Origin of the sequence: Pseudomonas caspiana, assembly GCF_040224095.2 — a bacterium.
Lineage (GTDB): Bacteria > Pseudomonadota > Gammaproteobacteria > Pseudomonadales > Pseudomonadaceae > Aquipseudomonas > Aquipseudomonas caspiana.
Genome location: NZ_CP167995.1, coordinates 3,278,150 through 3,296,266 on the forward strand (window position 1 = coordinate 3,278,150; position 18,117 = coordinate 3,296,266).

Genomic DNA, 18,117 nt, shown 5'->3' on the forward strand with positions numbered 1-18,117 from the left:
TCGTGAGCTCCTACAGAAAAACATTTCAATTCAGTGAGTTATATGTTGTTTGATAACAAGCGGCCGATCCTGGTGGCAGGCTTGGGTTGCCAACGTGGTTGCTCCGCAGCGGCGCTGCTGGAGCTTATTGAGCGCAGCCTTGAAAGTCATGATCTGCGCCGTGAAGACATCAGCGCCCTCGCCTCTATCGACCTGAAAAGCCAGGAGCCAGGCCTGCTGGAATTAGCGACTGAGCTTGATTTGCCGTTGAGTTTCTTCAGCCCGGAACAATTGACCGCCTACGAGTCGCAGCTCAGTCATCGCTCAGAGATCGCCTTTGAACACACCGGTTGCTATGGCATCGCAGAAAGCGCCGCGCTGGCTTCGGCAAGCCAGTCAGGCGCTGCCGAGCTGCTGATAACTCGCAAGAAATCCTTGCACGCCACTTTTGCTTTGGCCATTGCTCGGCCAATTAGCTGATAATCGCTATTTTTGTCCCTTCACATCTGGAGTCTTCATGACGGTCTTTTTCATCGGCGCAGGCCCCGGCGATCCTGAGCTGATCACAGTCAAAGGCCAGCGGCTGATCCGCAGTTGCCCGGTGATCATCTATGCAGGCTCGCTAGTGCCTGCCGCCGTTCTGGAAGGTCACCAGGCGGTTCAGGTGAGCAACAGTGCCGAGTTGCACCTGGAACAGATCATCGCCTTGATGAAATCCGCTCATGAACAAGGTCAGGATGTGGCCCGTGTGCACTCCGGAGACCCAAGCCTGTATGGCGCGATTGGCGAGCAAATTCGCCACTTGCGTGAATTGAATATTCCGTTCGAGATCATCCCGGGCGTTACGGCGACTGCAGCCTGTGCTGCGTTGCTGGAGACTGAACTGACCCTGCCGGATATTTCTCAGACGGTCGTTCTGACCCGTTACGCGGACAAGACGTCGATGCCCGAAGGCGAAGCGCTGGCCGATCTTGCCCGTCACAAGGCAACCATGGCGATTCATCTTGGGGTCAATAACCTATCAAAGATCGTCGCCGAACTGACACCCCACTACGGAGCAGATTGCCCGATCGCCGTGGTGCATCGCGCCAGTTGGCCGGATCAGGATTGGGTCGTCGGCACTCTGGCGGATATCGAAGCCAGGGTTGAAGAGAAAGGTTTTCGCCGCACGGCGCTGATTCTGGTGGGGCGTGTGCTGTCCAGCGATGCATTCAGCGAGTCATCGCTGTACCGCGCCGGGCATGCGCATTTGTTCAGGAAGTATGAGGGCACGCGTTAAGCACAATTTACTGTGGGAGCCGGGCTCGCCCGCGATGAGGGTGACGCGATCTAAAAGTTAACCAACCTCATCGCGGGCAAGCCCAGCTCCCACAAAGGATTAGCATTGCAACTTATAACCGCGGCATGCTCAGGTATCCCGATCACACAAAAAACCCCGAACACGTCGGGGCTTTTGATACTGCGCAGCAAACAGCTTAGTAGTAAGCGTTTTCTTTCTGCGTGTGGTCAGTCACGTCACGCACGCCGTGCAGTTCTGGAATGCGCTCAAGCAAGGTGCGCTCGATGCCTTCCTTCAGCGTCACGTCAGCCTGACCGCAACCCTGACAACCGCCGCCAAATTGCAGAACAGCGATGTGCTGTTCCTGCTCTTCAACCACGTCAATCAACGTGACCTGACCGCCGTGGCTGGCCAGCCCTGGGTTGATCTCGGTTTGCAGGTAATAGTTGATGCGCTCGTTGATCGGGCTATCAGCATTGACCATTGGCACTTTAGCGTTGGGTGCCTTGATCGTCAGCTGGCCGCCCATGCGGTCGGTGGCGTAATCAACAACGGCATCATCCAGAAAGTTTTCGCTGAAGCCGTCAATCCAGGCCGTGAAGCTCTTCAGGCCAATGGCCTTGTCTTCCGGTTTTTCTTCGCCCGGCTTGCAGTAGGCAATGCAGGTTTCAGCGTACTGGGTGCCAGGTTGGGTAATAAACACGCGGATGCCGATGCCCGGGGTGTTCTGCTTTTCCAGCAGATCGGCCAGGTAATCGTGGGCAGCATCGGTAATTGTAATAGCGGTCATGAAAATTCCTCGCAGACGTGCGGGCAGTTTACGCCAATCCCCAGCTTCGTACAAAGTCCTAGTGTTTTTGTCAGGAAAGCGCTTGAGAAGCATTTCTGGCGCGTCTTTCGTCCAGCCAGCCCTTCATGCGCCGGTACAGGCCCTTCTCCAGCCATTCATAACTGATCCATGCACCCAGCGCGATGACCGGTACGCAGATAGCGAAAACCAGATAGGGATTGAGGTCGTAGTGTTGCGAGGCGAGCCAGCCGCCGTACAGCACCAGAACATGGAGCAGATAGACCGAGTAGGAACAGTCACCCAGCACCTTGAGAATCTTGTTACCCCTGAATACCGGTTCCATGGCGATGCACGACAGCACAATCAATGCACTTGGCAGGCCCCAGTTAAGCAACCGCTGCTGATCAGCACCCAAGTGATAAATGACCACCAGTCCTGTGGCGATACCCAGCAACGGTAGCCAGAACCCTTCTTTGATCCAGCCCTTGCGATAAATGATGCCGATGCCAATGCCCAGCAAGAACTCATAAATGATGTCGTTGCCGTAGAAACGGCTGATCAGACCGGAACGCGCCAGCACCTCACACACCGCAAACAGCGCTGCAGCCACAATCAAGGGTCGATGACGCTGCTTGAACAGGAAAACCGTGGAGAACAATAGATAGAAGAACATCTCGTAATTAAGCGTCCAGCCTACGTTCAGCGTGGGGTACAGGCCGTAACCACCGGGATTCTCGGCCGGAATGAAAAACAGCGACAGCATGAACGTCTGCCAGTTGATCACCTGGTGTGGCAGCAGCGGCGCTGCAAACACCAGTAGCAAGCCCATGGCTGCAGTGTAGAACCAGTACGCAGGAACAATCCGGATAATGCGATTGAGCATAAAGCGGCTGGCAGGCATTTCACTGTTCTGAGTAGAAAGGAAGATCACCAGGCCACTGATGACGAAAAAGATATCAACCCCCACTGCCCCCTTCGTCACGAAGAAGTCGCCAACCGGGCCGCTGGCGTGGAAATTGAAAAAAATCTGCATGAAGTGATGACACACAACGACCCACGCGGCGAGTGCCCGCAGGGCTTGAACCGAAATCAACATCACAAACCTCATTGCCTCTTTAAACAACAATCCAGGGCTGCAAAAAACATCAGCATGCACAAGGACACTCACGGGGTCGGACCGTGATAGTTCCTAAAAGGTCATGAAAAAATGAGATTTCCGGTCAGCGGTAGATGGCTGCGGGCCATGTGGAGCGTGGGTCAGACAGGGAAAAAGAGGCGCGCTTATCGTCGGAATGCCGCCCAAACCAGGCCTCGCTCCTACATGAGAAATGCGATCTCATTTAGGAGCGAGGCTTGCCCAATAAGGACGGCGCAAATCTAGAGATTTTCGTACCGATTCATATCCATCACCCCCGCCTCGACAGGATCGGTTTCCTGAATATAGCGAGTCAGGTCATGAAAGTACGACCAGAACTGCGGACTGCTACGGCGTACGCCCCAACGTTCAACAATCTTCTCAAACTCCTGCTGATGCCGGGCTTGCTGCATGAGCTGAACAAACTCAGGCACCTGACTGGCAGGCACGTTGAACATGAAATTGGGGTAGCTCGCCAACATCCCCGGATAAATCGTCAACGTGTCCAGGCCTGGCTGGTAACGATAAGACTCACCCAGCAAGAACGCGACGTTGGTATGGGACCGGTTGCGCAGCATGCTGTACATCGTTCGTTTGCCAGTGCCATCTTCAATACGCAGCATCGTTGCTTCAGGCAAAAAATCAATAACCTTCAACCCTGCCGCCGGGCGTCCAGTGAGATGGCTCAGCGACTGCTCGACCTGAGCGAAAGTGTCACTGATACCCGCCCGCGAACAGTAAGCGCCTGAACAGCGATTGATTGGGTCCGGCGCAGCATTCAACGTACCTGCACGCTCTACCAGCTTCAGGGCGAAATCGCGTTTCGGATCCTTCTCGTCCAGTTTCATGCCGCTTGGCGTGTCATTGTCGATGCTCTGATAGTCCAGCCACATCTTCACTTTGCCGCCGTTGCGATACCAGTCACTCAAGATATCGTCACGTTTGTTGGCCGGCATCAGACGCAAGAAGTTAACCTCGGCGCCATTGCGGATCAGGTCGAAATAAAGCCGCGTCTGAACCTGATGCGACACGTTGCCGTAAACATCGAAGTTCACCGCCAACTGATAATACGTGCGCTCCAGCAGCGGGAAATCGAACAGCCATAATGTCTGCGGTACTTCACCGATCAGGCCTTTATTGACCGACGCACTGTCAAAGTGGCGGAAGACGGTCAACAAGGCGTTATCGTTGCCAGCCCATAATGTCGCCCAGCCAGGGGGCGGCATGTCGGCGTAGCTGTCGCGGCGCAGGTCTTCATATTCGTTGCGCTTGTCTCTGTAGCTGTGCCACAAGCTCAGCACACTGCCTACATCGTCGTTTTGCCCCGGCATGGCCAGCAAGGGTGTCGCCAGACCGCGATACCGGGCATCGAAGATATAGCGGTCGTGGGCTGGCTCCTGGAACATCACCCAGAACTGATCGCGAATCACGTCAGTAGCGATCTGCCCGCGACACACAGGCCCGCGAATAAACGTGCGAACGAAGTATTCCGCGTTATCCAGCATGAATTGATAACGCGCGACCGCAGGAATCGCCTCGAAGGTTTCGAACGGATTGGCACGACGCCCCGGGCCGTACCCTGGCAACGAATCCACGTGCCAATCGTTGCCGTAGAACAGTTGCTTGACCCGGGCCATCTTCTGCGGGCCAAGCGGATAGGTGATGTGAGTCTTGTGAACGATCACCCCTTTGACTTGTTCAAGACGGTAATAGAAGTCGCTTCCCGGATCGTCGTTCGGCCTGCGGGTGGCTATCACATCGATCGGTTGACCGCTCGGCGTACGGGAACGCACCCACTGAAAGAAATGCCCCGGCTCACCGCCTGCAAAATAGATGTGCGCGAGGAACAGATGCTCGTACAACCAGCGGCCCACCAGCGCCTGAGTCGAACCTGGCTGATTGAGCAAAGCTTCCCACTCGGCAATCTGCGACAGTTCACTGATTGAGGGGCTTTGCGCCTTGTCATCCACCGGAGCACCCGCAGCGAACCAGCGTTGCAGGGTCTCGTACTCGGCGTCGGTCAACCCGGCGACGGCCAGCGGCATACCTTCTTTGGGGTGCGCCTGGGCATACGCGTTGAACTCCCCCGGCTGGGCGCAGAGATTTTCACGATTCAGGCCCAGCACGATTTCAGGCGGGATCTTCGCATTCGGCTCGAGCGGCGCGTTACGTCCCAAGTCGAGCATTCTGCTCATTAATGCAGCCTGGCTTCCCTGAGCGTCGAGCACCGAGTAAAAACCCTTGCTCTCCCAGGCTTTCGGCCCATTGGCATCGATGAACAATCGGGTGGGCGCCTGAGCAACGCTGCGATCGCCTTCATACACCGGAATCTTGCTGGCGCCTCGAGCAACGCCCTCCCCGGCCCCCAGGTTCAACTGGCATGGCGCGTCGTTGCAGGCATGACAGGCCACGCACTTCTCGGTAAGGATTGGCTGAATATCCCGAACATAGGAAATGTTCGGCTGCACAGGCTGGTCGGCCGCTTGGGCCTGAGACGTGCCGATCAACAACACAACGATGCTTATCAAGAAGCGATACGGCATATCCAGCGTCCAAAAGGTCGAGAAAGGTAAAAAAACGCAGCAATTCTACAGAGGATATCGCACGCCAACATGAGCGATATTCATACCAAAGTGTTATCAACACCAAAACCGTTCGGGTTTGCTATCATTTCGACCTTTCTGTATCGATCTTTTCCAGGTAGCCCTATGTCTGATCGCACCGCCCGTCTTCATGCTCTCCAGCAAGCTCTTCAGCAGAGGATCCTGATCCTTGACGGTGGCATGGGCACCATGATCCAGAGCTATCGCCTTGAGGAAGAAGACTATCGCGGCAAGCGTTTTGCCGACTGGCCAAGCGACGTCAAGGGCAACAATGACCTGCTGGTGCTGACGCGCCCGGATGTGATCGGCGCTATCGAAAAGGCCTATCTGGACGCCGGTGCCGATATTCTCGAGACCAACACGTTCAACGCCACCCAGGTTTCCCAGGCCGACTACGGCATGGAAGAGATCGTTTACGAGCTGAACGTCGAAGGCGCACGACTGGCGCGTAAAGTCGCCGATGCCAAGACTCTGGAGACTCCGGACAAGCCGCGCTTCGTAGCGGGTGTCCTCGGCCCGACCAGCCGGACCTGTTCGCTGTCCCCGGACGTCAACAACCCAGGCTATCGCAACGTCACGTTCGATGAACTGGTGGAAAACTACACCGAGGCGACCCGCGGTCTGATCGAAGGCGGCGCGGACCTGATCCTGATCGAAACCATCTTCGACACCCTTAATGCCAAGGCCGCGATCTTTGCCGTGCAGGGCGTCTTCGAAGAAACCGGCTTCGAATTGCCGATCATGATTTCCGGGACCATCACCGATGCCTCCGGACGTACCCTGTCCGGGCAAACCACTGAAGCGTTCTGGAACTCGGTAGCCCACGCAAAACCGATCTCGGTGGGCTTGAACTGCGCGCTGGGCGCCAGCGATCTGCGCCCTTACCTGCAAGAGCTGTCGAACAAGGCCAGTACTTATGTATCCGCGCACCCTAACGCGGGCCTGCCCAATGAGTTTGGCGAATACGACGAACTGCCAAGCCAGACAGCAAAAATCATTGAAGAATTCGCCCAAAGCGGCTTCCTGAACATTGTCGGCGGCTGCTGCGGTACAACACCGGGGCACATCAAGGCTATCGCCGAAGCCGTCGCCGGTTATGCGCCGCGACAAATCCCGGACATCCCGAAAGCCTGTCGCCTGTCCGGTCTTGAGCCGTTCACCATCGATCGCAACTCGCTGTTCGTCAACGTCGGCGAGCGGACCAACATTACCGGTTCCGCCCGCTTTGCCCGCCTGATCCGTGAAGATAACTACACCGAAGCCCTGGAAGTCGCCTTGCAGCAGGTCGAAGCCGGTGCCCAGGTGATCGACATCAACATGGACGAAGGCATGCTGGATTCGAAGAAGGCCATGGTGACCTTCCTCAACCTGATCGCCGGTGAACCGGACATTTCCCGGGTGCCGATCATGATCGACTCCTCCAAGTGGGAAGTGATCGAAGCCGGCCTCAAGTGCATCCAGGGCAAAGGCATCGTCAACTCCATCAGCATGAAGGAAGGCGTCGAGCAGTTCATTCACCACGCCAGGCTGTGCAAGCGCTACGGTGCTGCGGTTGTGGTCATGGCGTTCGACGAAGCCGGTCAGGCCGATACCGAAGCGCGCAAGAAAGAAATCTGCAAACGCTCCTACGACATTCTGGTCAATGAAGTTGGCTTCCCGCCGGAAGACATCATCTTCGACCCGAACATCTTCGCCATTGCCACCGGCATTGAAGAGCACAACAACTACGCAGTCGATTTCATCAATGCCTGTGCCTACATCCGCGATGAACTGCCCTATGCACTGACATCAGGCGGCGTGTCCAACGTGTCGTTCTCGTTCCGGGGCAACAACCCGGTACGCGAAGCGATTCACTCGGTGTTTTTGCTGCATGCGATCCGCAACGGCTTGAGCATGGGTATCGTCAACGCCGGGCAACTGGAGATCTACGACCAGATCCCGGCCGAGTTGCGCGACTGTGTTGAAGACGTCGTACTCAATCGCACCGAAGATGGTACCGATGCTTTGCTGGCCATTGCCGACAAGTTCAAGGGCGATGGCAGCGTTAAAGAAGCGGAAACCGAAGAGTGGCGCGGCTGGCCGGTGAACAAGCGCCTGGAACACGCGCTGGTCAAAGGCATCACGACGCACATCGTTGAGGACACCGAGGAGTCCCGTCAGTCCTTCGCCCGCCCGATCGAGGTGATCGAAGGCCCGCTGATGTCCGGCATGAACATCGTCGGTGACTTGTTCGGTTCGGGGAAAATGTTCCTGCCGCAGGTGGTCAAGTCCGCCCGCGTAATGAAGCAAGCAGTTGCCCACCTGATTCCGTTCATCGAGCTGGAAAAAGGTGACAAGCCGGAAGCCAAGGGCAAGATCCTCATGGCTACGGTGAAGGGCGACGTGCACGACATCGGCAAGAACATCGTGGGCGTGGTGCTGGGCTGTAACGGCTACGACATCGTCGACCTGGGCGTGATGGTCCCAGCAGAGAAAATCCTGCAAGTTGCCAAAGAACAGAAGTGCGACATCATTGGCCTGTCGGGCCTGATTACTCCGTCGCTGGATGAAATGGTTCATGTTGCCCGGGAAATGCAGCGTCAGGACTTCCACCTGCCTCTGATGATCGGCGGCGCGACCACCTCCAAAGCGCATACGGCGGTGAAGATAGAGCCCAAGTACAGCAACGATGCCGTGGTCTACGTGACGGACGCCTCTCGTGCTGTCGGCGTGGCAACGCAACTGCTGTCCAAAGAGCTGAAACCGGCCTTTATCGAGAAAACCCGTCTCGAGTACGTCGAAGTTCGCGAGCGCACTTCGGCTCGCAGCGCCCGCACCGAGCGCCTGAGCTACGGCGCCGCAGTGGCCAAGAAGCCGCAGTTTGACTGGGCGGCTTACAATCCGGTGAAGCCGACGTTTACCGGTGCCAAGGTGCTGGAAAATATCGATCTGGACGTGCTGGCCGAATACATCGACTGGACGCCGTTCTTCATTTCCTGGGATCTGGCAGGCAAGTACCCACGCATCCTGACTGACGAAGTGGTCGGCGAAGCAGCCACGTCATTGTTCGCCGATGCCCAGCAAATGCTGCGCAAGCTGATCGACGAAAAACTCATCAGCGCCCGCGCCGTGTTTGGCTTCTGGCCGGCCAACCAAGTGAATGATGACGACCTGGAAGTCTACGGCGACGACGGCCAGCCATTGGCGAAACTGCATCACTTGCGTCAGCAGATCATCAAGACCGACGGCAAGCCGAACTTCTCGCTGGCTGACTTCGTTGCGCCGAAAGACAGCGGCATCACTGATTACGTGGGCGGCTTCATCACCACCGCGGGCATTGGCGCTGAAGAAGTGTCCAAGGCCTATCAGGATGCGGGCGATGACTACAACGCAATCATGGTCAAAGCCCTTGCCGATCGCCTCGCCGAAGCCTGCGCCGAGTGGCTGCACCAGCAAGTGCGTAAAGAACACTGGGGTTATGCCAAGGATGAGCAACTGGACAACGATGCGCTGATCAAAGAGCAATACGCAGGCATACGCCCTGCTCCCGGCTATCCAGCCTGCCCGGATCACACCGAGAAAGGCACCCTGTTCGAACTGCTGGACCCGATGCCGGACGGCAAGCCGGGCAAAAGCGGCGTGTTCCTCACCGAACACTACGCCATGTTCCCGGCAGCGGCGGTCAGCGGCTGGTACTTCGCCCACCCGCAGGCGCAGTACTTCGCAGTGGGCAAGGTCGACAAGGATCAGGTCGAAAGCTACACCGCGCGCAAAGGTCAGGACCTGAGCGTAACCGAGCGCTGGCTGGCGCCGAATCTGGGGTATGAGGAGTGAGCAGTAATCCTCAGGGATTGAACTGATAATGCAGTCCTGTGGGAGCTGGGCTTGCCCGCGATAAGCGATGTACACAACTTTCATGTCGCAATTCTTGTGTACATATCCGTAACCGCTGTCACGGCTGATATTGGTTGCGCCCTTACGGCGCCTCACTTTTGGGGCGCAAAAGTAAGCAAAACGCTCTTACCCCACCACTAGGTGCCTCGCTGTCGCTCGGCATACCCGGAATCCGACATTGCTGCGTGGGGCCGCCGCCACCGGCCATCCATGGCCTGAGGCGGCTAAACCGGCATCCCTGCCGGTTTGCCCCACACAGCAATATCGGATTCCGGCCGGCGTGGTTTAACGGGGCGCTTAAGATCAAAATCAAAAGCGCGGCGGCCTGACAGCCGACTTGGTTGTGTGAGCTTTCAGGCGTTCAGTAGGAGCTGCCGAAGGCTGCAACGCGGTGTGTCAGATGTCGAATGCGTTGGTTGTGGTGAGGTCTCGCGAACAAGTTCGCTCCTACCGTTCCGCGGTGAAACCGCTGCTTTTGATTTTGATCTCAGGCGCCCCGTTAAACCACGCAGGCCGGACGCAGATTCTGAAGCGTGGGTAACCCGGCAGGACGCCGGGTTAGCCGCATTGGGCCATGGATGGCCCGTTGCGGCAGCCCACGGTTCTGGATCTGCGGGCGGGCATCCCGAGCCTAGGCGAGGCACCCAGTGGTGGGGCATGTACGGATCAACCACATGGGTTACAAAAAAGTGCATTCACATAGGTGACACTTTGATTGAGACATAACCGTTTTTTGCATCTCTCGCATTCACATGGCCCAAGATCACCGGACCGAAGATTACATTCCATACCCCATCACCGATCATCTCCATTCCGATGGTCTGATGACAAAGTAAATTGCCCACATAAACCCGCATGCCTCCTCGATTGATGATTCCGCTACTGTCGGCCAGGTAACTCTCAATATGACTCGCATAGGTCATTTCCGGTAGCGTTTCTGGGTACATTCGAGTTGAAGGCGTATAGCAAGCAGCAGGCGTTTTCTGACCAAGCGCCTCGTGTCCACGCTCGTAATTGTAGTGCTGCAGGAAGCGATCAAAGTGGCGCTGCTGGGCCTCCCAGGCAATTGCCGATGGATGAGGTAACGTACTTTTCAGCGTCCGGTGCATACGCTCATGCCGCCCATTCTGGTCTGGGCGACCGGGCTCGATTCGCTCAGGAATGATCCCAAGTCTCATCCACCAGATCGACAGCTGTGACAGCCCTGCACGACTGGTGCTGGCAAACGGAATCCCATTGTCAGTACGAATACGCTCTGGCAGGCCGTATTCGCGAAAAACCCTTTCGAAGGTTTGCTGTGTTTCCTTGAGATTGGTGCTGCTCATGCTCTGGCAAGCCAGCAAAAACCGGCTGGCATGATCCATGATCGTCAGCGGATAACACCAAATCCCTGCTCCGGTCAGGTATTGGCCCTTGTAGTCAGCACTGAATAACTGGTTGGGATTTTCTGCCTTACGTAAAGGCTTGGGATACACAGCCACCCGTCGGCGCAATGGCTTGGGGGTAATCAAATCAGCTGCTTTGAGAATGTTGTAAATGGTCGTTTTAGAGGGCGGATCCTGGTCTGGGAAACGCTGCATGAGGCTGTTCTGAATCTTCTTCGGGCCGGGGATCGTCTCGCCAATTAAGCGAAACTCAACGATTGCCTGCTTCACCACCAAGGGCACCACGTAGGTTTGGTTGTGGCGGCAGCGGCTATGTTCATCAAGCCCGCTCGGACCCTCTGCCTCGTAACGCCTGATCCACTTATACCCAGTCTTTCGGCTGACCTCATAGTCCCGGCACAGTTGGCTAAGGCTGTGCTTCTGGGACAGGTAGTCGGCGATAAACATCACTTTAAGGTCCATAGGTTTCAGCTCTTTCCAGGGCATGGTCAGATCCTCGCGAAATCGACCCTGCCAGTTAAAAACTGTTACCTATGTGCGTGAACTGATTTTTAACCCATGTGGGTGAGTCATACCGGCATGAGCCTTTTGCTTACTTTTGGGCTCCTTTCAAAAGTGAGGCGCTGTAAAAGCGCAACCAATATCAGCAGTGACAGCGGTAACGGATATGTACACAAGAATTGCGGCATGAAAGTTGTTTACATACCTATGCTTATCGCGGGGGAAGCACCGCTCCCACAGTTAGACCGCGTTCTAACTCATAGACAGCTCAGCCCCGCAACATGTCTTTCGGTACGTACTTGCCGATCTCGAACTTGCCAATCGCCGCCCGGTGTACTTCATCCGGGCCGTCGGCCAGGCGTAGTGTGCGCTGCATGGCGTACATGTACGCCAGCGGGAAATCGTTGGACACCCCTGCACCACCGTGAATCTGAATCGCGCGATCAATGACCTTCAATGCCACGTTAGGCGCGACGACTTTGATCTGGGCGATTTCGCTTTTTGCGACCTTGTTACCCACCGTGTCCATCATGTAGGCCGCCTTCAATGTGAGCAGGCGTGCCATGTCGATCTCCATCCGGGAATCGGCAATCTTGTCGACGTTCCCCCCCAACCGTGCCAGCGGTCGCCCGAATGCCTCGCGGCTGATCGCACGTTTGCACATCAATTCCAGCGCTCGCTCAGCCATTCCGATCGAACGCATGCAATGGTGAATGCGTCCCGGCCCTAGCCGCCCTTGGGCGATTTCAAAGCCACGCCCTTCCCCGAGCAGCACGTTCTCATAAGGCACCCGCACATTTTCGAAGACAACTTCGGCGTGCCCATGAGGCGCATCGTCATAGCCGAACACCGGCAACGGACGAACAATTTTCAGCCCGGGTGTGTCTGTCGGTACGAGAATCATCGAATGCTGTTCATGACGCGGCCCATCGGGATTGCTCAGGCCCATGAAGATCAGAATCTTGCAGCGCGGATCGCAGGCACCCGACGTCCACCATTTGCGCCCGTTGATGACCCATTCATCACCCTGACGCTCGGCCCGAGCAGCCATATTGGTGGCATCCGACGAGGCAACATCAGGTTCGGTCATCGCAAAGGCTGAGCGGATCTCCCCACGCAGCAATGGCTCAAGCCACTGTTTTTTCTGTTCCTCACTGGCATAGCGGACCAGGACTTCCATGTTGCCGGTGTCAGGTGCCGAGCAATTGAATGGCTCGGGCCCCAGTAACGAGCGGCCCATGATTTCCGCCAGCGGCGCGTATTCCAGGTTGCTCAGGCCAGCACCCAGATCGGACTCCGGCAGAAACAGGTTCCACAAGCCTTCGGCTTTGGCCCTGGCTTTGAGCTCTTCCATAATCGCGGTGGGCTGCCAGCGATCCCCCTCGGCCACTTGCCGCTCGAACACCGGTTCAGCAGGATAAACGTAGCTATCCATGAACGCCGTGACGCGCTCGCGCAATTCCTGAACCTTTGGGGAGTAAGCAAAATCCATGAGCAGCTACCTTCTGAATGAGGTTTGTAAGGTCATGTGACGATGCTAGGCCTACCCCCAACATTTATCTAACCTATTCTCAGCGTGTATAAACATTCATAACCGATATATGATCGGGCTACGCTCCGCCACGGAAGCGACAAAACAAGAACAGTACAAGAGGCGCACGGAATGAACCTGAGCAAGGTCGATCTCAACCTTTTCATTGTCTTCGACGCGATCTACACCGAAGCCAATCTGACTCGCGCCGGACAAATCGTCGGTATCACCCAGCCTGCGGTCTCCAACGCACTGGCCCGACTGCGGGAAACCTTCAACGATCCTCTGTTCGTGCGCACCGCCCAAGGCATGGTGCCCACGCCGATGGCCCAGAACATCATCGGACCGGTGCGAAATGCGCTGTCTCTATTAAGGGTCTCGGTACAGGAAAGCCGGATTTTCACGCCTTTACAGGCGGTGAAAAATTACCGGATCAGCATGACTGACCTCACCGAAGCGGTGATCCTGCCCGCGCTGTTTCAGCGCCTGCGTCGCCAGGCGCCCCAGGTCACCATTGAGAGTTTTCTGTCGAAACGTCGCGAGATGACCAAGGAGCTGGCGGCCGGGCGTCTGGATTTTGCCGTGGATGCCCCGCTCAATACCGACCCGCAGGTACGCCACGTCAAGCTGATGGCGGACAAATACGTCTGCGCCATGCGCAAGGGTCATCCGCTGGCAACCAAAGACGCTTTCAAGCTGGATGATTACCTGTCGCTGTCGCACATTCATATTTCCAGTCGTCGAAGTGGACTGGGTTATGTGGATCTGGCGCTAGGCAAAATGGGAATCCAGCGCAAGGTTGCCCTGCGCTCGCAGCATTACCTGATGGCCTCCCAGGTACTGCAACAGACTGATATGGTCATGACCGTCCCGGAGCGGTTCGCCAAACGTCACGACCTGCGCTACTTCCAGCTGCCGGTAAACGACGTTCCCCCCGTGGAAACGCATCTGTACTGGCATGAAAGCACCGATCAGGATCCGGCCAATCGCTGGATGCGAGAGCAGATTATCGAGCTGTGCCAGCAGGTCACTGCGCATGAACAAAAGCTCGAAATCGCTTGAAGATCAAAGGCATTCACCGGCCGCGTTTATCAGCAACGCACATCTGAATTGGAACGCATTTTCTGTAGGAGCTGCCGAAGGCTGCGAAGCGTTCATCCTCACATACCGCTATCGCAGCCTTTGGCAACACCTACGCGGTCATTGTTCGCCGTAAGACAGCCCAGGCTCTCCTAACGAATTTCATTGACGTACATGAAATGCTCGGTGCTCGCGCGCTGGTGGGTCATCATCACCGGCGTGGCAGCCTGATCGAATGACACCGCATCAATGATCATCACCGCATGCGGCGCTGTCAGCTCCAGCAATCGGCAATCCTCGTCATTCGCCAGACCCGCCGTCAGCTGTTCCCGCACTGCGGCGACACGCAGACCGTATTGCTCCAACAGGTAGCGGTAGAGCAGTTCCGGCAGCTCTTCCGGTCCGGGGAAATCCGGCACTTTGCTTGCCACGATCGTGAATTGCTCGTGCATCGCGGGCACGCCATCGATGCTGCGCAAACGATGCAAGCGATAGACCGGGCTGCCCTCTTCGATCAACAGCTTCTCGGCATCCTTCGCATTCGCCTCCCCCAGCTGGTAATCCAGCAGCACTGTGCGCGACTTCAGCAGCGATCCTTCCTTGTTATGCAAACGGAAGTACTGGAAGAAATAACGCAGGTTGTGCAACGGCGCCCAGCCAGTCACCACGGTGCCGGTCTTGCGCCGACGCATCAGCATGCCCTCTGACACCAGCTCGGCCAACGCGCGGCGGATTGTGCCGACCGAAACACCAAAGTCAGCTGCCAATGCATTCTCGCTGGGTATCACGGTGCCGCTGCTCCACTCGCCGAGGAGGATCGCTTCAGAGATGTGCCGTTTGACCACCTCATATAAAGGCGCGCTGTCATTCTCGCTCAGCCGCGAGAAATTCCCTGCTGCGGGCGGCGAATTGCTATCTGTCATCCTTTTTCCTTGACGGGCCGTGCGTGGATACTTAACTATAAACTATATAGAAATACATCGAGAGCAAAAAATGACGACGAAGGCGGCGTTGAATCAGGCACTCAAGTCGATCGAGGCGGATCATGATTCGCTAGTTGATGATCTGCAACGAATGATCGCCGTGGACACCTGTTTTCCTCCGGGGGCAGGCTACGGTGCGTTTGCCGACCTCATGGATGAATTGGTTACTCCATTGGGCCTGAACACTCAACGGGTCACCGTGCCTGAGGCGCTTTGGCAAACCCGCAGCGGTGAGGCGCATGGCGACCGCGTCAATCTCATCGCCCGCCAGCCTGGCGATCTGGAAGTCTGCAGCCTGTACTTCCACGTCGACACTGTTCCGCCGGGTGACGGCTGGACACAGCCACCGCTGCAACTGACCGAAGTCGAAGGCAAGCTGGTCGGACGCGGTACCGCCGACATGAAAGGCAGCATCGCCTCCACCCTGGCCGCACTGCGCGCAGTACAACGCTTCAACCTGCCGTTGCGCTATTGCCCGGCGCTGCTGCTGTGCACTGACGAAGAAGGCGGACTTTACCCCGGCATACGGTATCTGGCTGAACAGCAATTGGTAGAAGGTCATATCCTCAGCTTCAACGGCGGCGCGGCACCACGGGTATGGGCCGGCTGCTTTGGCAGTATCGACCTGAAAATTACGGTCAAAGGGCGATCGTCGCATTCGGGTGAGCCGGTCAATGCGATCAACGCCATTGAACAGAGCCTGCCGCTGCTTAACGCACTGCACAGCCTCAAGCACGAAGTACAACTGCGCGCCTGGCCAATGCCCGCACCGCCGCACTACAACGGGGCCCCGCTGATTTCCCGCATGACCCTGGCCGCCGCCCACGGTGGCAGCAAAGGCTCAACCGTCCCGGCACAGTTCGAGATCCTGATCAATCGTCGCTACGCGCCGCAAGAGCCATTCGAACAGGTCATGGCTGAGCTGCAAAATTGCATCCATCGCGCGATGGCGGATACCCAAGCGTTGTCCGTCGAACACGAAGTGATCGGCCATCTCGCGCCAGTGGCCGATCCCACCGGTCCGCACTGGCCACGCTGGCAGGCGGCGCTGGGAGTCGGCTTTGGCTTCACCCCGGAACAATTTCAATGTTATGGCTCATCGAGCAGCTCGGACATGGGCTGGGTGCAGCAAGCTGGCATACAGGAAATTCTCCTCGGCGGGCTGATTCGTCCGGAAAGCCGAATCCATGCCGCCGACGAATACACCACGCGCAGCGACCTGGTCGCCCTGGCGCAATCTATCCTCGCTTACCTGGCAGCCGACTTCACCCCGTCCTGCCCGGCTGAACACTCGGATTCTTAAGGACCGTAAGCCCGAAGACTGGCATCAAGACTGGTTATCGGCGTTGTTTTACCTGGCTGCCCTACGCCCACTCATCGCTAAGTGAAGTATTGCCATGAATACAGTTTTCAGGCTCAACCGCCGTCGTTTCCTGACCACCTCCGCCATCGTCACCGGTGCCGCCATGCTGCCGTTTTCCGGCACACTCTGGGCTGCTGCGGCAGCGCGCAAGGGTGGCACGTTGCGCATCAGCGTCGACCAGGCGGTCGGCATGCTCAACCCGCTACTGGCGCGGATCAACCCCGAGTATCTACTCAGCGAGCTGCTTTATAACGGTCTGACCCGCCTGAGCCCGGACATGCAGGCTGAACCCGATCTGGCAGAATCCTGGACCCAAAGCGACGACCTCACCGAGTGGACCTTTACCTTGCGCAGCAATGTGCTATTCCACGACGGTAGCGCTTGCACCGCCAAGGATGTCGCCGCCAGCCTGCAAGCGATCCTCGATCCTAAAACAGCTTCGCCCGGCCTGCGTAACATCGGTCCGATTCAAAAAGTCGAAGCACTCGATGACCTGCGGGTCAAGCTCACCACCAACGCGCCTTACGCCGACTTGCCGGTAAGCCTGGCTTACCCGGACGCCAAGATCGTCCCGGCAGCCATCGTTCAGGGCGATCTGGCGCGTCTGTCCCGCGAAGCAATCGGCACAGGCCCGTTCAAACTGGTGTCGTTCGAGCCGGAGCGCATGGTGGTGGTTGCCCGGAACGAGCACTTCTATGACCCGCAGCGTCCGCACCTGGACCGCGTAGAAATCCGTGTTTATCCCGATCCATCCTCGGAAGGCTCGGCATTGATCTCTGGCGATATCGACCTGATGCTTTCTGCGCAAGCCACCGAGTTCAACCGTCTCAGTGAAGCGAACGGCGTCGAAGGCCTGCGCGTCGCCTCTGGTCAGTTCCTGAATATCAACATGGCGTGCGATCAGCCGCCCTTTAATGACGTGCGCGTGCGTCAGGCGCTTTCTCTGTGCGTCGACCGCGCAGCGCTCGTGGACTTTGTGGCTGAAGGCTTCGGCACACCCGGTAACGACACCCCGCTCAATGCCGCTTACCGCTACCACGCGGATATCCCACTGCGCGAAGCGAATATTGAAAAAGCGAAAAAACTGCTGGCCGATGCCGGTTACCCCAACGGTCTGGACATCACCCTTGTGGCCTCGGACAAACCCTCCACGCGCACCCAACTGGGGATTACCGTGCGCGAAATGGCCAGGCCAGCGGGCTTCAATATCAACGTCGCAACCATGGCCAACAGTACTTATCTGGATCAGGTCTGGAAGAAAGGCAACTTCTACGTCGGCTTCTACAACATGCAGCCTTCAGCCGATGCGTTGTTCTCGCTGTTGTACACGTCAGACGCGGCCTGGAACGAAACTCGCTGGAACAACGCCGAATTCGACGCTGCAGTGGCGGCTGCCCGCGGTACTGACGACCCGGTCAAACGCGCAGCGCTGTATGCCACCGCGCAGAAGCTGATGCACGAGCAGGTGCCGTCGCTGATTCCGACGTTCTTCGATGTATTGGCAGCTCAACGCAAGTACGTTCAAGGCTATCAACTGCACCCGCGCGGCGCGGTATTCCGTCTCGATCAGGCCTGGCTGGACGATAGCGCTCCCAAGCGTGGATGAACCGAGGAT

Annotated in this window: 12 protein-coding genes; 6 read left to right on the forward strand and 6 right to left on the reverse strand. The window is 57.1% G+C overall.

Going from position 1 to position 18,117, the window contains the following annotated elements:
* The first annotated feature begins 42 nt into the window (after window positions 1-42).
* Both ABRP31_RS15055 and cobM read left to right on the forward strand, forming a co-directional pair.
* A complete protein-coding gene (locus ABRP31_RS15055; RefSeq protein ID WP_349972840.1) occupies window positions 43-459 on the forward strand; it encodes a cobalamin biosynthesis protein in 417 nt (138 codons plus the stop codon).
* 37 nt (window positions 460-496) lie between these two features.
* Complete coding sequence (cobM, locus tag ABRP31_RS15060) at window positions 497-1,258, forward strand: precorrin-4 C(11)-methyltransferase (RefSeq protein ID WP_087264190.1); 762 nt, start codon at window positions 497-499, stop codon at window positions 1,256-1,258.
* A gap of 196 nt (window positions 1,259-1,454) precedes the next feature.
* On the opposite strand, the gene nfuA is transcribed toward cobM, so the two are convergent.
* The 3 genes from nfuA to ABRP31_RS15075 form a co-directional block, all read right to left on the reverse strand.
* Window positions 1,455-2,048: a Fe-S biogenesis protein NfuA gene (nfuA, locus tag ABRP31_RS15065; protein ID WP_027902653.1), complete on the reverse strand. Its 594-nt coding sequence runs from the start codon at window positions 2,046-2,048 to the stop codon at window positions 1,455-1,457.
* 70 nt (window positions 2,049-2,118) lie between these two features.
* The gene (locus ABRP31_RS15070; RefSeq protein ID WP_349972839.1) at window positions 2,119-3,144 is read right to left on the reverse strand and encodes an acyltransferase; all 1,026 of its coding nucleotides are present in this window, start codon (window positions 3,142-3,144) and stop codon (window positions 2,119-2,121) included.
* A 281-nt stretch (window positions 3,145-3,425) separates the two neighbouring features.
* Entirely contained in the window at window positions 3,426-5,726 is a 2,301-nt protein-coding gene (locus ABRP31_RS15075) for a fatty acid cis/trans isomerase (protein ID WP_349972838.1), read from the reverse strand.
* A 165-nt stretch (window positions 5,727-5,891) separates the two neighbouring features.
* Here ABRP31_RS15075 and metH point away from each other — a divergent pair, with 165 nt between their 5' ends.
* Entirely contained in the window at window positions 5,892-9,599 is a 3,708-nt protein-coding gene (gene metH / locus ABRP31_RS15080; protein WP_349972837.1) for a methionine synthase, read from the forward strand.
* 755 nt (window positions 9,600-10,354) lie between these two features.
* Here metH and ABRP31_RS15085 read toward each other — a convergent pair.
* Both ABRP31_RS15085 and ABRP31_RS15090 read right to left on the reverse strand, forming a co-directional pair.
* A complete protein-coding gene (locus ABRP31_RS15085; RefSeq protein WP_349973837.1) occupies window positions 10,355-11,530 on the reverse strand; it encodes an IS481 family transposase in 1,176 nt (391 codons plus the stop codon).
* A gap of 283 nt (window positions 11,531-11,813) precedes the next feature.
* Window positions 11,814-13,037: an acyl-CoA dehydrogenase gene (locus ABRP31_RS15090; RefSeq protein ID WP_087264183.1), complete on the reverse strand. Its 1,224-nt coding sequence runs from the start codon at window positions 13,035-13,037 to the stop codon at window positions 11,814-11,816.
* Window positions 13,038-13,208: 171 nt separating this feature from the next.
* Here ABRP31_RS15090 and ABRP31_RS15095 point away from each other — a divergent pair, with 171 nt between their 5' ends.
* Window positions 13,209-14,138 carry a LysR family transcriptional regulator gene (locus ABRP31_RS15095; protein ID WP_087264181.1) on the forward strand — a complete coding sequence of 310 codons (930 nt, stop codon included), beginning with the start codon at window positions 13,209-13,211 and terminating at the stop codon, window positions 14,136-14,138.
* A 170-nt stretch (window positions 14,139-14,308) separates the two neighbouring features.
* On the opposite strand, the gene ABRP31_RS15100 is transcribed toward ABRP31_RS15095, so the two are convergent.
* Window positions 14,309-15,079, reverse strand: coding sequence for a GntR family transcriptional regulator (locus ABRP31_RS15100; protein ID WP_087264179.1), 771 nt, complete (start codon window positions 15,077-15,079; stop codon window positions 14,309-14,311).
* Between the two features lie 70 nt (window positions 15,080-15,149).
* Here ABRP31_RS15100 and ABRP31_RS15105 point away from each other — a divergent pair, with 70 nt between their 5' ends.
* Together ABRP31_RS15105 and ABRP31_RS15110 are read left to right on the forward strand one after the other, a co-directional pair.
* The gene (locus ABRP31_RS15105) at window positions 15,150-16,442 is read left to right on the forward strand and encodes a M20/M25/M40 family metallo-hydrolase (RefSeq protein WP_349969101.1); all 1,293 of its coding nucleotides are present in this window, start codon (window positions 15,150-15,152) and stop codon (window positions 16,440-16,442) included.
* A gap of 94 nt (window positions 16,443-16,536) precedes the next feature.
* A complete protein-coding gene (locus ABRP31_RS15110) occupies window positions 16,537-18,108 on the forward strand; it encodes an ABC transporter substrate-binding protein (RefSeq protein WP_349969102.1) in 1,572 nt (523 codons plus the stop codon).
* Window positions 18,109-18,117: the final 9 nt, after the last annotated feature.

What these genes read in the sequence shown, in the direction of transcription:
- ABRP31_RS15075 (WP_349972838.1), bottom strand. Translation starts at nt 5,726, where the DNA reads ATGCCGTATCGCTTCTTGATAAGCATCGTTGTGTTGTTGATCGGCACG.
- ABRP31_RS15090 (WP_087264183.1), bottom strand. Translation starts at nt 13,037, where the DNA reads ATGGATTTTGCTTACTCCCCAAAGGTTCAGGAATTGCGCGAGCGCGTC.
- ABRP31_RS15100 (WP_087264179.1), bottom strand. Translation starts at nt 15,079, where the DNA reads ATGACAGATAGCAATTCGCCGCCCGCAGCAGGGAATTTCTCGCGGCTG.
- metH (WP_349972837.1), top strand. Translation starts at nt 5,892, where the DNA reads ATGTCTGATCGCACCGCCCGTCTTCATGCTCTCCAGCAAGCTCTTCAG.
- ABRP31_RS15085 (WP_349973837.1), bottom strand. Translation starts at nt 11,530, where the DNA reads ATGCCCTGGAAAGAGCTGAAACCTATGGACCTTAAAGTGATGTTTATC.
- cobM (WP_087264190.1), top strand. Translation starts at nt 497, where the DNA reads ATGACGGTCTTTTTCATCGGCGCAGGCCCCGGCGATCCTGAGCTGATC.
- ABRP31_RS15110 (WP_349969102.1), top strand. Translation starts at nt 16,537, where the DNA reads ATGAATACAGTTTTCAGGCTCAACCGCCGTCGTTTCCTGACCACCTCC.
- ABRP31_RS15070 (WP_349972839.1), bottom strand. Translation starts at nt 3,144, where the DNA reads ATGTTGATTTCGGTTCAAGCCCTGCGGGCACTCGCCGCGTGGGTCGTT.
- ABRP31_RS15095 (WP_087264181.1), top strand. Translation starts at nt 13,209, where the DNA reads ATGAACCTGAGCAAGGTCGATCTCAACCTTTTCATTGTCTTCGACGCG.
- ABRP31_RS15105 (WP_349969101.1), top strand. Translation starts at nt 15,150, where the DNA reads ATGACGACGAAGGCGGCGTTGAATCAGGCACTCAAGTCGATCGAGGCG.
- ABRP31_RS15055 (WP_349972840.1), top strand. Translation starts at nt 43, where the DNA reads ATGTTGTTTGATAACAAGCGGCCGATCCTGGTGGCAGGCTTGGGTTGC.
- nfuA (WP_027902653.1), bottom strand. Translation starts at nt 2,048, where the DNA reads ATGACCGCTATTACAATTACCGATGCTGCCCACGATTACCTGGCCGAT.